This window comes from Coriobacteriaceae bacterium (genome assembly GCA_025993015.1).
Lineage (GTDB): Bacteria > Actinomycetota > Coriobacteriia > Coriobacteriales > Coriobacteriaceae > Collinsella.
In genome coordinates, this window is the sequence record DAJPFV010000001.1 from 2,356,188 (window position 1) to 2,375,094 (window position 18,907).

14 protein-coding genes and 2 pseudogenes are annotated in these 18,907 nt (G+C 58.0%); 3 read left to right on the forward strand and 13 right to left on the reverse strand.

Features of this window, described 5'->3' with window-relative positions:
* Positions 1-4: 4 nt before the first annotated feature.
* A complete protein-coding gene (gene alaS, locus OIL77_10380; GenBank protein HJI45800.1) occupies positions 5-2,662 on the reverse strand; it encodes an alanine--tRNA ligase in 2,658 nt (885 codons plus the stop codon).
* A 194-nt stretch (positions 2,663-2,856) separates the two neighbouring features.
* Here alaS and OIL77_10385 point away from each other — a divergent pair, with 194 nt between their 5' ends.
* Entirely contained in the window at positions 2,857-3,096 is a 240-nt protein-coding gene (locus OIL77_10385; GenBank protein ID HJI45801.1) for a hypothetical protein, read from the forward strand.
* Between the two features lie 6 nt (positions 3,097-3,102).
* Here OIL77_10385 and OIL77_10390 read toward each other — a convergent pair whose 3' ends face one another.
* The 11 genes from OIL77_10390 to ileS form a co-directional block, all read right to left on the reverse strand.
* Positions 3,103-4,512, reverse strand: coding sequence for an AI-2E family transporter (locus OIL77_10390; protein ID HJI45802.1), 1,410 nt, complete (start codon positions 4,510-4,512; stop codon positions 3,103-3,105).
* Complete coding sequence (locus tag OIL77_10395; GenBank protein HJI45803.1) at positions 4,509-5,300, reverse strand: RNA polymerase sigma factor SigF; 792 nt, start codon at positions 5,298-5,300, stop codon at positions 4,509-4,511. Before OIL77_10395 ends, OIL77_10390 begins: the two co-directional genes overlap by 4 nt.
* A gap of 1 nt (position 5,301) precedes the next feature.
* Positions 5,302-5,679 (reverse strand): ATP-binding protein, encoded by a 378-nt coding sequence (locus OIL77_10400; protein ID HJI45804.1) that lies wholly within the window; start codon positions 5,677-5,679, stop codon positions 5,302-5,304.
* A complete protein-coding gene (locus tag OIL77_10405) occupies positions 5,672-6,262 on the reverse strand; it encodes a hypothetical protein (GenBank protein ID HJI45805.1) in 591 nt (196 codons plus the stop codon). Before OIL77_10405 ends, OIL77_10400 begins: the two co-directional genes overlap by 8 nt.
* Before the next feature lie 100 nt (positions 6,263-6,362).
* Entirely contained in the window at positions 6,363-7,712 is a 1,350-nt protein-coding gene (locus OIL77_10410; protein HJI45806.1) for a replication-associated recombination protein A, read from the reverse strand.
* Between the two features lie 60 nt (positions 7,713-7,772).
* Positions 7,773-9,020, reverse strand: a complete 1,248-nt coding sequence (locus OIL77_10415; protein ID HJI45807.1) for an HD domain-containing protein — start codon at positions 9,018-9,020, stop codon at positions 7,773-7,775.
* A 31-nt stretch (positions 9,021-9,051) separates the two neighbouring features.
* Positions 9,052-9,474, reverse strand: a complete 423-nt coding sequence (locus OIL77_10420) for a prepilin peptidase (protein HJI45808.1) — start codon at positions 9,472-9,474, stop codon at positions 9,052-9,054.
* Between the two features lie 81 nt (positions 9,475-9,555).
* On the reverse strand, positions 9,556-10,851 hold the full coding sequence (locus OIL77_10425; protein ID HJI45809.1) for a glycosyltransferase family 2 protein: 1,296 nt from the start codon (positions 10,849-10,851) through the stop codon (positions 9,556-9,558).
* Positions 10,852-10,933: 82 nt separating this feature from the next.
* A complete protein-coding gene (locus OIL77_10430) occupies positions 10,934-11,947 on the reverse strand; it encodes an RluA family pseudouridine synthase (GenBank protein ID HJI45810.1) in 1,014 nt (337 codons plus the stop codon).
* Positions 11,947-12,504, reverse strand: a complete 558-nt coding sequence (gene lspA / locus OIL77_10435; protein HJI45811.1) for a signal peptidase II — start codon at positions 12,502-12,504, stop codon at positions 11,947-11,949. The genes OIL77_10430 and lspA overlap by 1 nt, the downstream gene beginning before the upstream one ends.
* Before the next feature lie 414 nt (positions 12,505-12,918).
* Positions 12,919-15,720, reverse strand: a complete 2,802-nt coding sequence (ileS, locus tag OIL77_10440) for an isoleucine--tRNA ligase (protein ID HJI45812.1) — start codon at positions 15,718-15,720, stop codon at positions 12,919-12,921.
* Between the two features lie 498 nt (positions 15,721-16,218).
* Here ileS and OIL77_10445 point away from each other — a divergent pair, with 498 nt between their 5' ends.
* Entirely contained in the window at positions 16,219-17,301 is a 1,083-nt protein-coding gene (locus OIL77_10445; protein HJI45813.1) for an iron-containing alcohol dehydrogenase family protein, read from the forward strand.
* Positions 17,302-17,815: 514 nt separating this feature from the next.
* Positions 17,816-18,417 (forward strand): annotated as a pseudogene (locus OIL77_10450) (peptidase E).
* 114 nt (positions 18,418-18,531) lie between these two features.
* On the opposite strand, the pseudogene OIL77_10455 reads toward OIL77_10450, so the two are convergent.
* Positions 18,532-18,753: pseudogene (locus OIL77_10455) on the reverse strand (integrase core domain-containing protein).
* Between the last annotated feature and the right edge of the window lie 154 nt (positions 18,754-18,907).

Sequence of the window (18,907 nt, forward strand, 5' to 3'; positions counted from 1 at the left end):
ATTCTTAGGCGCCGAGCGCGGTCTTAGCGGCCGCGAGGGCATCGGCGATGCCGGCAGCATTCTTGCCACCGGCCTGGGCCATGTTGGGACGACCGCCACCGCGACCGTCGACCAGACCCGCGATCTGCTTGATCACGTTACCGGCGTGGAAACCGGCCTTGACGGCGTCATCAGAGCCGGCAGCGAGCAGGGCCGGAGTGCCCTTCTCAGTCACGCTGGCGACGACACAAGCGACAGGGCCGGCGACCTTCTGATGCACGGTATCCCATACGTTGCGCAGGTCGGCAGCCTCAAGGCCCTGGAGCTCAGCGACAACGAGCTTATAGCCGTCGAGCTCGACGGCGCCCTCGATGGCGCTGGAGATGGCGTCGGAGGAGCCACCGGTCAGAGCCTTTTTGAGCTTATTGGACGTCTCGCGCAGCTCGGCCTGCAGGTTCTCCACACGAGCGGGAACCTCATCCACGCGGCACTTGAGCGCAGCGGCGGCGGCGTCAACGAGTGCCAGGCGGTCGGCCATATAGTCGAGGGCACCCTTAGAGGTCACGGCCTCGATACGGCGGACATTGGAGCCCGTGGAGGACTCGGAAATGATCTTGAACAGGCCGATCTCGGCGGTGTTGGCAGCGTGTGTGCCACCGCAGAGTTCGCGGGAGAACGGCTGGTCCTCAGCGCCCACGGAGACAACGCGGACGACGTCGCCATACTTCTCGCCAAACAGGGCGACAGCGCCGGCAGCCTTAGCCTCGTCGATGCCCATGACACGGGTCACGACCGGCTTGGAAGCGAAGATCTGCTGGTTGACCAGGTCCTCGACAGCCTTGAGCTGCTCGGAGGACAGGGCCTCGAAGTGCGTAAAGTCAAAGCGCAGGTGCTCGGGCGTCACCAGCGAGCCGGCCTGGGAGACGTGCTCGCCCAGGACCTGCTTAAGGGCGGCGTCGAGCAGGTGCGTCGCGGTGTGGTTGCGGCGCAGGAAGCCACGGCGCTCGGCGTCGAGCGCGGCGGTCACGGTAGCACCGACGGCCAGCGTGCCCTCGGCAATGTGGGCGACGTGAGCATACAGGCCGTTGTGGTTCTTGGTATCGGCAACGGTCAGAACAACGCCCTCGGCGGAAAGCTCGCCGGCGTCACCCTGCTGGCCGCCCATCTCGGCGTAGAACGGGGTGCGGTCGAGCACGACCTCGACGTCCTCGCCGGCGGCAGCGGACTCGACCGACTCGCCGTTGCGAACGATGGCGACAACCTTGGCACCCTCGATCGCATCGTTGTCATAGCCGTCGAACTCGGTCGCGGCGACCTTGTCGGAAAGCTCGACCCACACGTCGTTGAAGCTGCCCCAGGCATCGCCCTTGGCGTTGGCACGAGCGCGGGCCTTCTGGTCCTCCATGCAGGCGGTGAAGCCGTCCATGTCGACGTCGTGGCCAGCAGCGCCGGCGATCTCGACAGTCAGGTCAATGGGGAAACCAAAGGTGTCGTGCAGCTTAAAGGCAACGTCGCCCGGAAGCACAGCGCCCTCGGCAAGCGCTGCCAGGGCCTCGTCCAGGTAAACACGGCCGTTGTCGAGCGTCGTGGAGAAGCGCTCCTCCTCGGAGGCGACGATACCCTTGACGAGGGCGACGTTCTTGAGCAACTCGGGATAGGCCTCGCCCATCTGAGCGTTGACTTCGTCGATGAACTTGGTCAGGAAGGCGCCCTCGATGCCCAGCAGGCGACCGTGGAACACGGCACGACGGAGCAGGCGGCGAAGGACGTACTCGCGACCCTCGTTACCGGGAAGGATGCCGTCAGAGATCATGAAGTCGACGGCACGGGAGTGGTCGGCGATGATGCGCAGAGAACGGCTAGCACCGGAGTAATCATCGGCGTCATAGGTCTTACCGCTGATCTCCTCGCCCAGCTTGATGAGGTGCTGCATCAGATCGCCGTCGTAGTTGGCGGTCTTATGCTGCATGATGGCGGCCATGCGCTCCAGGCCCATACCCGTATCGAGGTTGCGGTGCGGCAGCTCCGGCATGGAGCCGTCCTCCTGGCGGTCGTACTGGGTAAAGACGAGGTTCCAGAACTCCAAGAAGCGGTCGCAGTCGCAGCCAGGCTTGCAGTCGGGGCTGCCGCAGCCGACCTCCTCGCCCATATCAAAGTAGATCTCAGAGCACGGACCGCAGGGGCCGGTGGGGCCAGCGGCCCAGAAGTTGTCGTCCTCGCCCAGGCGGGAGATGTGATCCTCGGCAACGCCCAGGGAGCGCCACACATCGTGGGTCTCGTCGTCCTCGGTAAAGACGGTGAAGTACAGGCGGTCAAGCGGCAGCTTGAACTCCTTGGTAATGAGCTCAAAGGCCCAAGCGCAGGCCTGCTGCTTGGAAACGCCGCCAAAAGAGAAATCGCCGAGCATCTCGAAGAAGGACAGGTGACGGCCGTCCTCGCCGATGCAATCGATGTCGTTGGTGCGGACGCACTTCTGGCAGGAAATCGCGCCGATCTCCTTCATGGTCTTCTTGCCCTGGTAGTACTCCTTAAACTGGTTCATGCCGGCGTTGGCAAGCAGCAGCGAAGGATCGTCGGGGACGAGGGACGAAGAAGGATAGAGCTTAAGACCGCGCTCCTCAAAGAAGTTGAGGAACTTGGAGCGAATCTCGGCCGTAGTCATTGACGGGTAGTCAGCACTCATAGAGGGAATCTCCTCGGTTTCACATCGAAACAGTTCAAACGTAACGATATTACCATCCCGCCGCGCCCATGCAAAAAAGAGGGCCGCCAAACAGCGACCCTCCAGCGAAAGTGCACGTTATTCAGTACTGTGCGATCCTTTGAAAAAGGACTGCTGTAGAATTACATATAAGAGTCACCCGGAAGGAGCGATCGATGAAAAGTAAACGATTTGTCCTGAATGCACTTCTGGTACTAGCACTTTTAGCGCTCTTGGCCTTCTCCTGCTGGTACGCAAACCAACCAGCATTTGGCTACGTATTGTATGCAGTAATGTCCGGCGATAAGGCTTATTACACTCTACGCGCAATTGACGTTCTCTTTTTCTATGTAGCCGGCCCCTTATCAATCGCTTTGGTCGCGTTTCTTGTCATTTACAACTTCAAGAAACGTTAATAGAACCTATTTAGAATCCGAATCGTCCATGGAGCCGTCGATGCCGGTTTTGGTGTCGTCCGTGTTGGAATCGTCATCCTTGGCAAAGGGGTTCTTGAAGAAGCCCGTGGAATCGGGTTGCAAACCCGAGAGCTTGATCCAGGGATTATCGAACTCGGGCTTAGGCATCGCCTGGGCCTCGGGCGCAGTCTCGTTACCGATGAGCTCGGACTCATAGATGAAGGTGTCGTCGCCGAGCGCGTCGTAGGCGGCGACCGGGTTGCCATCGGCATCGCGGTACGGCGTGCCCTTAAACACGGCACCGTCATAGGCCACAAGCTGGCGGCCGGTCTCATTCTCGAAGTAGTACACGAAGATACCCTTGAGGGCCGCACACAGCGGGATGGCAATAATCATACCGATGGGGCCCATGAGTGCTGAGCCAATAACGAGCGCCGTGAGGCTCATAATGGGATGCACCTGCACCGAGCTCTGCATAACCTTGGGCGAAATCACGTTATCGGTGACGTTTTGCGCGACCATCGTCACGATGAGCGTCCATAACGCCAACATGGGGCTGAACATGAAACCAAGCACTGTGGCGATTGCTGCGCTCACCCAAGGACCGACGACCGGAACCAAATGCATGATGCCGGTAAAGATAGCCATGAGCGCCGCATACGGATGACCGATGATCATAAAACCGATAAAGGCCAAGATGCCGCCGCAGATAGACGTCACGACCATACCGCGCATGTAGCCGCCGACAGAGCGAGAAAGGATGGCGACCATAAAGCGGTACGAGGTCTCCTTCTCCTGACCGATGATGGTGCAGATCTCGTGGTGCATGCGAGGGTAGTCGCAAGCCATCCAGTAGGCAAGCACCAGACCAAGGAAGATCACGAATAACTGCGAAGCCGTATTGGTGATGAGCGGGAACACACCGCGGCCAAGCTCGGCAGCGATCTGAGACACATACTTCGATGCCACGGTAACCAACGACGAAAGATTATCGTCCAAATACTCCTTGAGCGGCGTGTTGTTGAGCGTCTTGGCATGCGAGATCATCTCATTGAGGTCGCCTCCCGCAACACGAAGCTGCTCGGGCAGGCGGCTCAGGACTTCCATGATCTGACCAAAGAGAATCGGCGACAAGATACAAACGACACCGACGAGCACGGCAACAACAACAATAAGCGCGATAAGCGAACCGATGCCGCGATTCACGCCATGGTGCTCGAGCCAGTTGGTGATCGGGGACATCACAAAGGCAATGATGGAACCAACAGCGAGAAACTCGATAACCGGTGCCAGGATGCCCATAAGGTTAAAGATGACAGCAGCAATAACAATGCAGCCGACAACAGCCCAAATGCGCAGCGTCAGAATGCGGGTGTCGCGCAGCACGCGATCGGTTTGTTGGGGGTGCTCACTCATGAACGAATCATCACTCCGTCGGGGTCGATCTTGTCCTGAATCTTCTTAAGCGTGCGGCGCAGCAGACGCGAAACCTGCACCTGAGAAATACCCAGCTTCTTGGCGATCTCGATCTGGGTCATGCCCTTCACAAAGCGCAGCTCGATCACCTCGCGCTCGCGCGGCGAGAAATCACGGATGGCTTCCTCGATCACCAGGCGGTCATCGGTAAAGTCGAGCTCGTTGTCGTCGTCGGCGTAACGGTCGAGAATCGAAGGGGCATCGTCGGAATCGGACGCACCAGGAGCCTCGATGGGCACCGAGGTATAGGCCGAAGACGATTCCATAGCCTCGAGGACCTCATCGACAGTCACATCTAGATACTCAGCGATCTCCTCAACCTTGGGCGAGCGCTGTAGCTCGTTGGTGAGCTTATCGGTAGCCTGGTTGACCTTGGCCGAGAGCTCCTGCAAGCGACGGGGCACGCGCACGCTCCAGCCCTTGTCGCGGAAGTGACGCTTGATCTCGCCCAAGATGGTAGGCGTGGCAAACGTGGTGAACTCGAGTCCGCGCTCAGGGTCAAAGCGGTCGATAGCCTTGAGCAGGCCCAAATAACCAACCTGCATCAGGTCATCGAGCGGCTCGCCGCGGTTCTTAAACTTGTTGGCAAGAAACCTTACCAGGTTCATGTGGGACATGACGAGCTGCTCGCGTGCGTCCGGGTCACCGGTCTCTTTATAGCGACGAAACAGCTCGCGGGTTTTCTCCTTGTCCCAAGCGGTCTTACCGCTCCGGGAACGTTCGGTCATATTAGATATCCGCCTTGAGGTCGAGGGAAAGCGTCAGGGGCGCCGCAGTCTTTTCGTAGGAGTCGCACACGCTCGCCAAAATGAGCTCGGCATACACAGCGGCCTGGTCATCCTCGTCGACGGTGGCCTGGTCGCCAAAGGTAAAGGTCATGCCAACGTGAGATTCGTCGACATCGAATTTGATCGAGATGTCATCGGAATCAACAGCCGTGCAGCCGAAAATAAATGCTTCCTCGGCAGCCATACGAATGTCCTCGATGCGATCGACGGACATGGAGCAGAGCGCACCGACATTTGCCGCCGTCATGCGCACAAGGCGCGCCAGACGCGGGTCGCCGGCAACGGTCAGCGTAATGGGGCAAGTTGCTTCGCTACTCATCGCAGGACTCCTCAGAGGTCTCGGCGGGCGTGTAGGTGTAATACTGGGCTGCTTTAGCAGCAGGCTTCTGTGCATCATTGTCACCAGCAGCGACATCGTCCCCGGCTTCGCCAATCAGGACACGCTCGGTCGGCTGCTCGGCTTCTTCGGCAGCGGAAAGCTTGCACTCAGCGTCGGCCGCGGGAGCCTTCACCTTGTTAAAGAGTTTCTGCACGGCACCTGCCGCAGAATCAGTCACGCTCGACACAGCATTGCTGGCCTCGGCCATGCTACCGGTGACCTCAGAAATGTCGCGAACCACGGCTTCGACCTCTACGAGATTGGAGGTAAGGGCATCAACTGCCGTCTTGCTCGACTTAAGCAGCGGCTCCATCTGGGCAAGCGCCGGCGTAAGCTCATCGACAGCGCCATCGAGCTTTGCCACCACAGGCTGAGCCTCGGCGATGGTGTTGTTGAGGTCGTTAACGGTCTTATCGAGCGAGTCGACAACGGTGCGGGTCTTGCGCAGGGTAAGCGCGAGCTCAACGATGGCCCACACGCCGGCAACAGCGAGCAGCAGCAGGGCGATTTGAATGGGACTCATACAAGCCTCCCAAAGGAATCGATATACAGACGGTTTCCATGGTACCCCAAAGGGGACCGAACATGCCATGAGCAGCAACGTGGGACAAAATTATCAGCAGCTACTTCGGTGCATTCCCGCTGCGGTCGCGTTCACTTTGCTCTGCGCGCCATTCTTCCCAACCGCGGCCGGCAGGCTGCCAAAATGCACCGCGTTCCAAGCCTTCGGGCAAATAGCGCTGATCGACCCAGCCTTCGGGATAATCGTGCGGATACTTATACACACCGTATTCATCGCTGCCCGGGCGATGGCGATCGCGCAGGTAGCTGGGCACCTCGCGAAGACCACTGCTGTGGATATCGGCTAGCGCCGCATCGATCGAGGCCTCGCACGCATTGGACTTGGGCGCCAAGCACACATAGAGCGCAGCTTGTGCAAGGTTAATGCGACATTCAGGATAGCCAATAACTTCAGCAGATTTAAAGGCAGCATGCGCCACCAAAAGCGCCTGCGGGTCGGCGTTGCCAACATCCTCAGAAGCGTGAATCATAATGCGGCGAGCGATAAACTTAGGATCCTCCCCAGCATCGATCATGCGCGCGAGCCAATAGATCGTGGCATCGGGGTCGCTACCGCGCATAGACTTAATAAACGCACTGATGATGTCGTAGTGCATGTCGCCGTTTTTGTCATACGTAAAGCCGCGACGCGGGTTGGCGATCTTCACGTCATCCACGGTGATGGGATAGCGCTCCCCCGCCGCAGGCGCTGGCGTTCCCTCGGTATCGGGACGCGTGACGGCAATCTCGCTCGCAAGCTCAAGCGTCGTGAGCGCCGAGCGAGCGTCACCCGCTGCCAGCGTGCAAATGGTCTTAACCGTATCCTCATCGGCCGAGAATTTGCCGTTCAGGCCCTGAGGTGCCTCGAGCGCACGCTCGATAAGCATGGCGATATCCTCGTCCTTTAAATGCTCAAGCTCCACGACGCGACCACGTGAGAGCAGCGCCGAGTTGACCTCGAAGTACGGATTCTCCGTCGTAGCGCCAATCATAATGACGGTACGGTTCTCAACTGCATGCAGCAGGGCATCCTGCTGCGACTTAGAGAAGCGGTGAATCTCATCGATGAATAGAATGGTGCGGCGGTCGTACGTATTCAGGCGCGTCTTGGCCTCATCAATCACACGACGCAGGTCCTTCACGGTACCCGTGACGGCGCTGACCTCGACAAACTCGCTCTTGGTATGGTTGGCGATAATGTGGGCCAGCGTCGTCTTGCCCGTACCGGCAGGCCCGTACAGAATCACGCTCGAAAGCACGTCGTGCTCGATCGCGGCACGCAGCCATGAACCCTTACCGACGGCCTTTTGCTGGCCCACGTACTCGTCGAGCGAATTGGGGCGCATGCGCACCGCAAGCGGCGCATTCTGAAAGGAACGCTCGCGCGTCGAAGCAGAAAAAAGGTCGTCCATAGCCATCCCGTGCATCAATCAAAGTCGTCATCTGCTAACAGTATACCGAATATATACGAACTACCGTTCGTTAATATAGGTACGATGCGGAAACTTCAATCCCGGGAACAACTTGCTCGTGAGCTCACAGAAATAGCCATCCGTCATGCTCGAAATGTAATCAACTACGGTCTGATCTTTATCGTCCTGCCATGCATAGGTGCGATCGTAGTAGGAAAGCTGCTGCTCAATGCGCGAAATGTGGTGCTTAAAGATGTAGGAGGACTCGTCGCCTTCGTTTATATCCTGCAGGCAACGGTCGTAGAGTTTTTCGAATGCCTCGCGCAGCTCCGCCTCGGAATCGCCTTCGATACCGCCCTTGCTATAGATCTTCTCGTAGTTCTCGTGCTTGGCTCGGCGAATTTCCTCAAACAGGTCCTCGCTCATCTCGATGCGCGGCTTACCATAACTGTGCTCAACGATATCGATGGAGGCATGCGTGAGGATCCAACTGTTGTAGGCACCGCCCCGGCCATCATCAAAAGCGTCGGGCGAAAGCAGGCCCGCCGCAATGGCGTCTTGGCGATCGCGCCCAACGTAGGCAAGGATATCAGAGATGCGGACCACGCAGCCTTCGAGCGTCATGGGACGCAGATGCTCAATTGCGCTATAGCCCGTGGCAATGCAATCCTCAACCGTCTGGTCAAACTGGTCAAAGGAGCCCATGTCCGAGAGCTCAAACACACGCTGCTCGTACTCGCCGTTATGGCATAGCACGCCGTCGAGCGTCTGGAGCGACACGTTGCGGCCATACAACGCGTCGAGCACGCGGACCGACTGCACGTTATGGAAAAAATAACGCCCCGTACGCTCATGAAAGATATCGTTGAGGAAGCGCTCGCCGGCATGGCCGAAAGGCGTGTGTCCCAAGTCGTGACCCAGGCCAATCGCCTCGATCAGATCGCAATTGAGCCCCAGGGCGCGACCGATATCGCGCGCAATGCGGGAGACAAGCTGTACGTGCAAACCGCGGCGTGAAAGATCATCATTGCTACGGAAGCTAAAGACCTGCGTTTTGCCTGCATAACGGGTGTACGCCGGAAGATGAAGTATCTTTTCGGTATCGCGCATAAACGCCGGACGCATAAGCGTGCCTTTGTCGGCGGCGCGATCAATACGACGAATGACCTGATCGTCGTTGCAACGATACGGGTTGACATGCCCCGAAGCACGATCGGCGGAAATGCGCTCGACAAGTTCGGACGACAACGCCGAGGGAATACGGTCCATGCGCGCCTTAATGACGGCCGTTTCTTGATTAATTGCCATGGCATGCTCCTTAAGAAGGATGCGCAATCGGTTACAAAGTGCAGCCCACGACCTCGATTATGGCAAAAATCGGCACCAAAAACGGGAGCAATGGCAGAGAGCGCGATTTCGTGATGAGGCAGGAGAGGGCAAGAACCAGGAGCGCAGCGGCAAATGCCACGATGCCACCCATAGGGTCGAGCGTGCAAAGCGCGAAAAGTGCCTTAGCATCTCCCATGCCGATGCCCGGGGTTTGGCGAAGACGACGCCAGAAGGACTCAGTCAGCACGAGAGCAAGATACACGATGACGGCAAGACCTGCGTGGTCAAGCGCTGTGTTCAAACCGAGATCGAACCAAACACCCGCTAACGCCGCCACCGCACACGCGCCGGCAAGCGAATTCGGGAACCGCCGATCACGAGCATCGATAACGGCGCCAGCAATAGCAAACAACCAAAACGGGATATAGACCATCGAACGCCTCCTCGAGTTACATCGCAAAAACAAAAACCACCACACAGGTGCCTGTCCCCTTTGTGGTGGTTTTGGTGGTGATTATTTGGCGCCTTGCATGACCTCGTCAAGGGTGACGTTGACGGCGTGCTGCGTCGGCACCCAGTCGACCTTCAGGAACAGCGCAGCCACCGTGATGGGGATATAGCTGAACATAAAGATCGGGAAGGTAAACAGGTTAGTAACCAGACGCCACTTTTGCGCGCAGTGAATGTGCTTGTACTCAAAGATAGTCGTGAGCAGCGCCAGGATAAAGAACGTCTGATACATCATGGCGAAGGTCATAATGAGCGAAGCGGCGCACGCCTGCATCTCGACTTCGGTAGCCAAGAAACCATGCGAAAGACCGCCCACGATCAGGAACGTCGCGTTGGCGAGCATGGAGATCAGGGACAGCAGCATGCCCGGAGCGATGGTCATAAACATGTCGTACGCGGCAAAGCGATGATAGCGGAACGTCGATTTGACAAGATGCTTGCCATAGGTAAAAAAGACCTGGTAGAAGCCCTTGGTCCAGCGCATACGCTGCTTCCAGGATGCCTTGAACGTCACGGGTTGCTCGTCAAAGAACTCCGCAGGCGCATAACCGATGCGAATGCCGTGAATGGCGCAGAACGTGGTGAACTGAATATCCTCGGTCAGCGTATGGAACTGCCAACCGTGCATGCCCTCGATAACGCTTGACGAGATAAGGTAACCCGAACCCGAAACAGCGCAGGACGTCTTGCAGATATTGCGCGCGTTGTTGAGGAAGCGCGCCTCGCGCAGGTACCAAGTAGCATTAGCTGCCGAGATCCACGAGCTGCCGAAGTTCTTGGAATTGCGATAGCTCGTGACCACATGGAAGCCCTGGTCAAAGGCATCATTCATCTTGGAAACGTAATCGCGGGAGATAACGTTGTCGGCATCGAAGATAAAGTAGCCCTCAAACGTGTCGGGATACTCGTTGAGAATGCGGTCGAAGCCAAAGTCCATGACCCAGCTCTTGCCCTTGCGGGCCAGGTCATTGCGCTCGTAAACAATGGCACCGGCCTCGCGCGCGAGCTGCGCCGTGTTGTCGGTGCAGGCATCGGCGACCACGAAAACCTCGATGAGCTCGGACGGATAATCCTGGTCCTTGATGGAGCGAACGAGATTGGCAATCACGGCCTCCTCGTTATGCGCCGCGATAAAGAAAGCATAGCGATGGAGTTTTTTGGCCTTGGGAGGCGCGACCTCGCCACGAAGAGCGCCAATGACAAAGAAGACCACCTGGTACAGAAAGCAGACCGTGAGCAGCGTGACGACAATCTGGTTGAAGATCACGATGGGTGTGTTGGTTTGTAAAAAGGCGAGCATGCAGGCTCCCAGCAACGCGTTACGTAAACAACCGTATATCTTACCGCAGGCTTACCGAGTTCAAGAAACCACCTAATACTGGCTAGGCTTCGAGCAGACCGAGCTGCGGAACGATTTCGTCGCCGGCAGCGGTGCGGCCAAGCGAGCGCGGGGCCAGGTCGTCAAGAACCGCGGCGAGATCCCACGGTAGCTCGTCGCGGCACTCAATGCGCTCCCCCGTCACGGGATGGTCGAATGCAACACGCCAGGAATGAAGGAATTGCCTGGTCAGACCCTGATCGGCGCGTGCATCGCACTTGCCGTAGAGCGGATCGCCCACGCAGGCGTGGTTGATATGGCGCATATGCACGCGAATCTGATGTGTGCGGCCCGTAAACAGGTGGCACTCGACGAGCGTATAGCCGTCGTCAAAACGCGTGGAATCGAAGCGCTCGAGGACCTTAAAGGTCGTAATGGCCTGGCGCGCGAAAGGATCGTCCGAAACCGCCATCTTGACACGGTCACGCGTAGAACGGGCAATGCCGGTGTTAATGGTGCCCTCATCCATAGCGATATGTCCGTGAACGAGCGTGATATAGCGACGATCGAGCGTGCGCGTGCGAATGAGATTTTGGAGCGCGCGCTGCGTGTCGTCGTCTTTTGCCGCAAGCATGAGGCCCGAGGTATCGCGATCTAAACGATGCACGATGCCGGGGCGGTCCTCACCCTGCACGGTACCCAGATGGTCAATGCCGCAGTGGTAGACCAGAGCGTTCGCAAGCGTGCCGCTCTCGTGGCCATGGGCGGGATGGCACACCAGGCCGCGCTGCTTGGAGAGCACGATGAGGTAGTCGTCCTCGTAACGGATATCGAGGGGGATGGCCTCGGGAATCACATCAGTGGGATCATGCGGCTCGGGCAGGTCGACCGAGATGCGGTCACCGGAGCGCACAGCATATTTTTTTGATAGGCAGGTCTCGCCGTTCACGATTACGGCGCCGCCCTCGATCAGATGCGCGCAGGCAGAGCGCGTGGGGCAGCCGTCGTTGGCACCCAGAAAGGCGTCGAGACGCTGGCCAGAGCAATCGTCGGCAACAAGAATATGAATGTCGGCCATTAACGCTCATTCCTTTCGCGAATCTTGCGGGCACGCTCCCCACGCTGCTTGGCTTTGCGCTTGGCGCGGGCCTCATCACGGGCATTGAGCTCGGCAGTCGCATCGACCTCGCGAGCGGCAGGGCTCAAAAACATGTAACCAACGAGGGAAAATACGACACCCACGGTAATACCGATGTCCGCAACGTTAAAGACAGGGAAATCAATGAAGGTAGCAGCAATAAAATCAGTTACAAAGCCCATGGCCAAGCGATCGATCGCGTTGCCGATGGCGCCGCCCGCAACCATAGCCATGCCCACGACCTCCAGGCGAGCGAGTTGAGGCGCGCGAACCAGGTACACGGCAATGGCGATAATAACCGCAAGCGCCAGTACGGCAAACGCTATGCCATGGCCCTCGCCCATGCTAAAGGCGGCTCCGATATTGCGAACGAACACGAAATCGATCACGCCGGGGATAACGGTCATATGCAGGGCATCGCCCACGGAACGAACCGCAAACTTGGTCAGCTGGTCAACAAGCAGCACAGCGAACGCCACGCCACCAGCAACACCCAACCGCCAACGCAAAGCCGGCGTCATATCCCCAGTACGACCCAAAGAAATCCCCTACCCTCAAGAACTCGAATTCCGTTTAACGCAAGTCACCATCTTATAGTGACAAGCGCCAAACGCGCAGCATATTCTCCAACGCTAGCGAAATAACCAGCACAAAACAAAAGCGACATCCCGAATAACGGAATGTCGCTTAATAGCTTTCGACTAAGAACGCAAGTCGAAAGAAAGCCTTTAGTTCCAGCAATGGAAACGCCGCGTTTTCGTCACCAACAGCGAAAACGTCCCTAAGCGAGCAAGGTGACGTGAAAGAGGAGGGAAGCGTACTTTGGTACGCGACCGACGATTGAACGTCAGATTGCCGCTTAGGGGCGTTTGCAGCGTCGGTAGGTTACGGCGTTCTAGGAACGCCGTAACCTACAAAGCGTCGGCGCAGCGCTTGCAAATATGCGCGTGGCCGTTGTACTCGCCGACGGTGGTGCGGTAGTTCCAGCAACGGTCGCAGCACTCGCCCTCGGCTGCCTCGATGGCAACGGAGAGTTCCTCGCCCTGGGTCAGCTCAACATCGGAAACGATGTAGAACTCGGCCAGGTCGACGGCCTTATCACCGGTCAGCAGCGCGTACATCTCGGCGGGAACGACCGCCTTGACGCGGACCTGCTGGCTCTTGGTGAAGGTGCCGGCAGAACGGGCATCCTCAAGGGACTTGGTCACGGCGCTACGGAGCTCGAGCGAAGCCTCGAGCACACCCTCAAACTCATTGGCCTCGTCGACCGTGATGGGCGACTTGTACCAATCGAGCAGCGCGGCGTACTTCTGGTGATCGACGCAGCCGGCGGGCGCATAGGCCATGGCCTCGTCAACCGTGTAGGACAGGATCGGCTGCAGATCGCGCATGAGCATCGAGAAGAGCTCGGCCAGCACGGTCTGGGCGCTGCGGCGCTCGAGCGAGCCGGGCTTCTCACAGTACAGACGGTCCTTCAGGGCGTCGAGATACACGTTGGAGAGCTCGGTAACCACGAAGTCGTAGAGCGCACGGTAAGCGCGCGGGAACTCGTAGCAAGAGTAAGCGTCGTCGACCTCGGCCTGGACCTGGGTCAGACGGGCAACCATGAGCTTGTCGAGCGGCAACAGGTCGGCAAAGGCGACGCCGTCGGTCTCGGGCTCAAACTGGCCCTCGAGCTCGGAGAGCAGGAAGCGCAGCGTGTTGCGGAAACGACGGTAGGCATCGGACGTACGAGCGAGGATCTCGTGGTCGATGGAAACGTCGGAGCTGGTATCGACAGATGCAACCCACAGACGGATGATGTCGGCACCCATCTCGTCACAGACCTTGTTGGGGTCGATGACGTTACCGAGCGACTTGGACATCTTGCGGCCCTGGCCGTCGAGCGTGAAGCCCTGCGAGACGACCGCCTTATACGGAGCGTGGCCGTTGGCGCCCACCGAGGTGAGCAGCGAGCTCTGGAACCAACCGCGGTGCTGGTCGGAGCCCTCGAGATACACGTCCGCCGGATACTCCAGCTCGGGGCGATACTCGCAGACGGCCTTCCAGGAGACGCCGGAGTCCCACCACACGTCGAGGATGTCCTTATCGGCCTTGAGGTGATGGCCGCCGCACTTGGGGCAGACGCAGGCCTCGCCCAGGTAGCTCTCGGGAGCGTCGGTGAACCAGGCGTCGGAGCCCTTCTCGTGGAAGAGCTTGATGACGGCGTCGAGAGTAGCGTCGTTCATGACCTTCTCGCCGCAGTCGGCGCAGGTGTAGCTGGGGATAGGCACGCCCCAGTTGCGCTGACGGCTGATGCACCAGTCGGGACGCTGCTCGACCATGGCGCCAATGCGGTTAGCCGCGTGGGCCGGATACCACTTGACGTTCTCGCGGACCTCCTTGCCAGCCTGCTCGCGCAGACCCGTCTTGTCCATCGAGACGAACCACTGGTCGGTGGCACGGAAGAGCACCGGGTGCTTGCAGCGCCAGCAGTGCGGATAGCTGTGCGTGATCTTCTTCTCAAGAACCAGGGTGCCGCGCTCGCGCAGGAACTCGATGATGTGCGGGTTGGCCTCATCGGTATCCATACCGCTGAAGGGACCACCGGTGCCAAACTCCTCGCCGGTGTAGAAATTACCGTCGTCATCGACCGGCATGCAAATGTCGGTGATACCCTCCTTAAGGCAGGCGAAGTAGTCGTCGACGCCGTGGCCGGGCGAGTTGTGGACGATACCGGTACCGTCGTCGACACCGACGTAATCGGCCAGCAGCGCCACGCCCTCAACGCCGTCAAAGATCGGCTGCTTGTAGTGGATGTGGTGGAAGGTCTCGGCGGGAACCACGTAGGGCTTGCCGTCGACCATGACCGGGGTGTACTCCCAGCCAAACTCCTCACAGCACTTGGGAGCCAGGTCCTCGAGCATGACCTCGGCACGCCCATCGTGCTCAACGGCGACGTAGGCGGCGCCGGGCTTGAGGGAAACGGCCTGGTCGGAGGGGATGGTCCACGGCGTGGTCGTCCAGATGATAAAGTCGACCGGGCCGTCGAAGTTCTCGAGGCCGGCGGGCTTGGAGGTCAACTCAAAGCGCACGAAGATGGACGGGCTCGTCTCATCGGAGTACTCGATCTCGGCCTCGGCGAGTGCGGTGTGGCAGTGCTTGCACCAGTGGACGGGCTTGTGACCGCGATAGATCATACCCTTGTCGAACATGGCTTTGAAGACCTCGATGTCGGCAGCGTCATGCTGGTGATAGAGCGTCAGGTAGGGGTTGTCCCAATCGCCGAGAACGCCCAGGCGGCGGAAGCCGGCCTTCTGCAGCTCAATATTCTCGACAGCGAACTTGTTGCAAAGCTCGCGGATCTTAGCCGTGGAGGTCTGGTTGAACTTCTCGGTGCCGAGCTTCTCCTCGACCTTATGCTCAATCGGCTGGCCGTGGCAGTCCCAACCGGGGACATAGGGAACTTCGCAGCCCTGCATCATCCAGTAACGGTTGATCATGTCCTTGGAGATCTTGTTCATAGCGTGGCCGATGTGGATCGGGCCGTTCGCGTACGGAGGGCCGTCGTGCAGCACGAACTTCTTGTGACCCTCGTTCTTCTTCAGAACTTGCTCGTAGACCTTGTTGTCCTGCCAGTCCTTGAGTCGCTTGGGCTCGGACTTGGAAAGACCGGCACGCATGGGAAATCCGGTTTTTGGCAGATTCATCGTCTGCTTGTACTCGTTTGCCACGGTACCCCTTTCTTGTCATGGGCGCGCACGCCCTCTGGGCACCAAAAAAGCGCCCGTCCCTGCAAGCTGGGACGAAGCGCCACAAAACGGGCAGGGTACCCGCAAAAGCTCTTCGCTTAACCACCCAGCTTAGATGCCCTCACCCGCGTCGCCGCGCGCTCGCATCCGTTACTCGGCTGGCCTGTATCGACGACCATCTCGGCGATGTCTACTAAGACGAACCTGCGCGGCACGTCCGTTGGGACCGCAGCTCCGGGGTGATTTTCATCGGTCGCATGCACGGGTTCTCAGCGCTCCCCGCTCTCTGTGGCATGCGGACGGCCGACTACTCGTCCCCATCAACGCTTATGCGGAGTATGCTAGCACGTTCCGCGTCGGCGAAAAACCCTCAACACTGGTTTTATACGTTCGGAATTTTGGTTTGAAATTCTCGCGACTGATGCAGCCGCCTTGGAGCAAAATACCTGAAAGTACTTTATCGAGCGAAAGAAGGTTGCCATGCGCACGATTGGAATGAGTGACTATACCGTCGGCGAGGACTGCTTTGACGAGTTGCCCGCCGCATTGGCCGAGTACGGGGCGAAGAAGGTCGCGATCATCGGTGGCAAGCGGGCACTGGCCGCAGCACTTCCCGGTATCGAAGCTGCGCTGGCGGGTACCGACGTCGAAATTCTGGAGACGCGCGTCTACGGCACCAACAGTACGCGCGCAAATATCGCCAAGGTCGTAAACTCCCCTGCCTGCCAGGAAGCTGACGTGCTTATCGCATGCGGCGGCGGCAAGGCGCTCGACACCGTGAAGACCGCAGCTATCGAGCTCAAGAAGATCGTCTTTACGGTCCCGACGATCTGTTCCAACTGCTCCGCCGCGACCGCCATTGCCGTCGTGTACAACGACGACGGCTCGCTCGAGGGCTATTCGTACCCCAACCGACCGGCGCACATCTTCATCAACCCCAAGATCATCGCCGAGGCACCGGCAGAGTATTTCTGGGCCGGCGTAGGCGATGCCCTGTCTAAGCAGCCCGAGGTCGAGTACGCAACGAGCGCCGGCAATCTGGAGCACACGGCAGGCCTTGGTCTGGCACTCGCCCACACCTGCTCCGAGCCGCTGTTTACCTATGGCGTCCAGGGTCTTGAGGACGTGCGCCAGGACCTGTCGAGCGAGGCCGTCAAGCAGATCGCGCTCGACATCGTGGTCAACACGGGCTATGTCTCGAACCTGACCAACCAAAACGATTACTACTACAACTCGAGCGTGGCGCACGCGTTCTACAACGCCACTTGCAGCATTCCGCGTGAGGGCACCTACCTGCACGGCGAGGTCGTGAGCCTGGGCGTGCTCGTGTTGTTCGCCTACACGGGCGACACCGAGAACCTTAAGCGCTACGCTGCCTTTAACAAGCAGATGGGGCTGCCCGTGACGCTTGAGCAGGTCGGGCTTTCCGAGTCCGATATCCCGGCCCTGTGCGAGTATGCGCACGCCACCAACGAGTGGAAGCAGGGAAACCCCGAGCCCTTCACCGACGAAAAGTTCGCCGCCGCCATCAAGGCCGCCAACGCCTACGGCCGCACGCTATAGGCCTAACCCAAAACCACCACAAAGGGGACGCAGTTCATTTGTGGTGGTTTTTTATTGCTTCAACATTCAGTTCGCACTCGAACCCGATTCTATACGAGAAAGGGTCCGGGTACGTTTTTTGTTTATCGGTAATTCTGCGGAAGGACCACTCGGAACGGTAAACAGAAACGAACAGAGGCAGAGTACCATCGTGGTGATGGTATCCTGCCTTTTGTTTTGCGGAACCAAGGTCGCTTTATGCGAACTTGATCGCCACTTATATGGCGCATTGATGGCAATTGCTGCGTACGTGCGTACCGGGAGCCTGTACACCTCTGGCAAGGCGTAACACACTAGACTTTGTTCCAAAGTGCGTGTGCTAAGGGGGCAGGGCCCTTAGAATTCCTGTGGAGTGTGTACGCACATACGCAGGAAAACAGCAAATTACGCTATATCAGGGCGTTCTTTCATTGGTGAGTATGGTATACACGGCTTAGTTCAACAAATAAGAATTTATATATAAAGGAGAATATTGATGAAAATGTTTTTATGTTCGCACTTTTCAAGTGTAGGAAGTCTGATAAAGGAAGAAATTGAAAATAAAAAAGTCGCATTTATTCCAACAGCTTCGCTGCGTGAAGGCTACACCGGTTATGTCGGCTCGGCTCGAAAATTATTCAAAAAGTTGGGAGCAATCGTAACTGAAATTGATATTTCAACGGAGGCTTATTCAACGATACAGTCTCTTTTTGAAGATGCGGATGTGATCTATTTTACCGGCGGAAATTCTTTTTTCCTTATAGACCAGCTCCGTAAAACGGGAACGGATGAGCTGCTGAAGAAAGAATTGGCAAAGGGAAAACTGATGATTGGTGAATCGGCAGGTGCGATTGTATGCGCTCCAAGCATCCAATATATCGAGCAAATGGATGAAAAGCCGGAGGACTACTCACAAGAAGATGATGCAGGGCTTAATTTGATTGATTTCTATGTTCTTCCGCATTTTCTTACAGCACCATTTAAGAAAGTTACCGAAAAATAATAACTGAGTTTTCGGATTTGAATATATGCCCAATTAACAATCGTCAGGGAATTGTAATTGATGGTGAAGGTTCAAAGGTTATTTGCAAAGACTAATTTAAACTTCCAGTTTGCTGCACTCGCTCCTGGCAGGGTTTGGGGCAGGCACGCCCCAACAAGAAGCCGCCCCAAAGGGGCAAGAATGGGGACTGCGGACGATTTCTTGGACCGTTACGTGGCCCTTCCCAGCGCAGAGCGGAACTCGGCCGGCGTGCGGCCACCGAGCGCATCGCTGCGCCTCTCCGTATTGTATCGGCCGATCCAGCCCCCGAGCTCCTCGATGAAGCGGGCGGGGGTCCAGCCCGACCAGTCCCTGCCGTGCCAGAACTCCCTCTTGAGCAGGCCGAAGAAGCCCTCCATCGCCGCGTTGTCCGGGCTGCAGCCCTTGGCGGACTGGATTGGTTACACTGATGTGGACAGTTCCGGGAGGGGCGCAAGAGACGGGAGGGCCGTGTACGCGTTCCTGCGCGAGAGCCGCGGGGAGGGGCTGCCTGGGTACGGCGCCTGTCAACTCGGCCTACGTCTTTGATGACCGGGTCGTACTCAA

Excerpts from the sequence above, each read along its gene's own strand:
- OIL77_10425 (HJI45809.1), bottom strand. The coding sequence starts at position 10,851 with ATGCTCGCCTTTTTACAAACCAACACACCCATCGTGATCTTCAACCAG.
- OIL77_10385 (HJI45801.1), top strand. The coding sequence starts at position 2,857 with ATGAAAAGTAAACGATTTGTCCTGAATGCACTTCTGGTACTAGCACTT.
- OIL77_10405 (HJI45805.1), bottom strand. The coding sequence starts at position 6,262 with ATGAGTCCCATTCAAATCGCCCTGCTGCTGCTCGCTGTTGCCGGCGTG.
- OIL77_10390 (HJI45802.1), bottom strand. The coding sequence starts at position 4,512 with ATGAGTGAGCACCCCCAACAAACCGATCGCGTGCTGCGCGACACCCGC.
- OIL77_10420 (HJI45808.1), bottom strand. The coding sequence starts at position 9,474 with ATGGTCTATATCCCGTTTTGGTTGTTTGCTATTGCTGGCGCCGTTATC.
- OIL77_10400 (HJI45804.1), bottom strand. The coding sequence starts at position 5,679 with ATGAGTAGCGAAGCAACTTGCCCCATTACGCTGACCGTTGCCGGCGAC.
- OIL77_10430 (HJI45810.1), bottom strand. The coding sequence starts at position 11,947 with ATGGCCGACATTCATATTCTTGTTGCCGACGATTGCTCTGGCCAGCGT.
- OIL77_10445 (HJI45813.1), top strand. The coding sequence starts at position 16,219 with ATGCGCACGATTGGAATGAGTGACTATACCGTCGGCGAGGACTGCTTT.
- OIL77_10415 (HJI45807.1), bottom strand. The coding sequence starts at position 9,020 with ATGGCAATTAATCAAGAAACGGCCGTCATTAAGGCGCGCATGGACCGT.
- OIL77_10410 (HJI45806.1), bottom strand. The coding sequence starts at position 7,712 with ATGGACGACCTTTTTTCTGCTTCGACGCGCGAGCGTTCCTTTCAGAAT.
- OIL77_10395 (HJI45803.1), bottom strand. The coding sequence starts at position 5,300 with ATGACCGAACGTTCCCGGAGCGGTAAGACCGCTTGGGACAAGGAGAAA.
- alaS (HJI45800.1), bottom strand. The coding sequence starts at position 2,662 with ATGAGTGCTGACTACCCGTCAATGACTACGGCCGAGATTCGCTCCAAG.